Below are 1,487 nucleotides of genomic sequence, written 5' to 3'. Positions count from 1 at the left end.
CCCCTCCCCCGCCGTTCGACGAGCCGCCGGAACAGCCGGTCGTCACCAGCATCGCGGCCGTTCCCACCGCCACCCATCGAGTGGTCGGGCGTCTTCCGTACCGGTTCATGGTGTTCGGTCCTCTCGGGGGGCTCCGGGGTTTCGTGATTGTTAAGCAGGCGAAGAAAGAAAGTCAACCCTCGTGACGCGGGCTCCTCGCACGCCCCGGGACGGCCCTCCCCCGGCCCGGGGCGACCACGCGCCACCGGACGACCACCCGCCGTCCCCTCCGCTCCGCGGGGGCCGAAAGCCTGCGATCATCGATCCCGCGCGGTGTCGCCGGACCCGAACGCCGGGGCCCGGGCGGCCCGACCCAAAGGACGCCGACGGCCCGGACCACGCGGGCGGCGACCGGGGACGGCCACCACGACGGGGCGCCGGGGTCGCGTCACGGGACGGCCGGGACCACGGCCCCGGGCGTGCCGGGACACGTGGCCCGGGCGGGCACGCGCGGGCAGAGGCGGAAAGAGACGAGTGGGGGCGGACCGCACCGCCCCCGTGGACCGGGCCCCGGCGCCCGGGGCCGGAACAGGGGCGAGTGCGACCAGTGAGCGGATCAGGGGAACCCACCGGCCGGACGGGTGGACGTCCGGCCCTCCACGCCAACAGTCGGGCGGCCGTGCTGGACGTGATCCGCGCGGCCGGCACCATCAGCCGGGTCGGTCTCGTCGAGGCCACCGGCTTCACCGGCGCGACCATCTCCACCGTGGTGCGCCGACTCATCGACGAGGGGCTGGTCGTGGAGACCGGTCACGCCGAATCCACCGGCGGCAAGCGGCGGGTGCTGCTGGCCCTGAACCGCTCCTCCCGGTACGCGGTGGGCGTCCACCTCGACCAGGGGGGCGTGACCTACGCACTGACCAACCTCGGTGGTGCGGTCGTCGCCCGGGTCTTCCGTCCCGGCGGCTCCCCCGATCCGGAGGTGATGGTGACCGGGATGGCCGAGGAGATCGCCGCGCTGATCGAGGGCGTCGGGGTGGCACCGGACCGGGTGCTGGGGGTCGGCCTGGCCGTGCCCGGCCCCCTGACCCGCGGCGGCGGGATGGGACTCACCCCGCCCGCCATGCGGCGCTGGGAGTCCTTCCCGCCGGCGCGGGCGCTCGGCGCGGCCACCGGCCTGCCGGTGGTGCTGGACAACGATGCCACCGCCTCGGCGCTGGGCGAGCACTGGTCCGGTGGGGTGGGCGGGACCGCGAGCTTCGCGGCCGTGTACCTGGGCACCGGGATCGGTGCCGGGCTGCTCATCAACGGCGTCGTCCACCGCGGGGTGAGCGGCAACGCGGGGGAGATCGGGCACATCTGCCTCCGGGCGGACGGCCCGGAGTGCTGGTGCGGTGCCCGCGGGTGCACCGAGGCGCTGGCGGGGCCGGCGGCCGTGGTGGAGGCGGCCCGCGCCGACCCGGCGATCGCCGCGGCGGCGGGCCTGGTCCCCGGCTGTCTCTTATACC

Annotated in this window: 2 protein-coding genes; both read left to right on the top strand. The window is 76.1% G+C overall.

Annotated elements, in window-relative coordinates:
- Positions 1-185 (top strand): hypothetical protein (locus FOE67_RS29750; RefSeq protein WP_228474287.1); only part of this gene is annotated, 185 nt, incomplete at its 5' end.
- A gap of 401 nt (positions 186-586) precedes the next feature.
- A partial coding sequence (locus FOE67_RS25505) for an ROK family transcriptional regulator (RefSeq protein ID WP_182667177.1) occupies positions 587-1,487 on the top strand: 901 nt, incomplete at its 3' end.

Source organism: Streptomyces calidiresistens (genome assembly GCF_014141525.1).
GTDB classification, from domain to species: Bacteria; Actinomycetota; Actinomycetes; order Streptomycetales; family Streptomycetaceae; genus Streptomyces; species Streptomyces calidiresistens.
The sequence above is the reverse complement of the archived record's forward strand: the minus strand, read 5'-3'. Positions and strand labels throughout refer to the sequence as shown.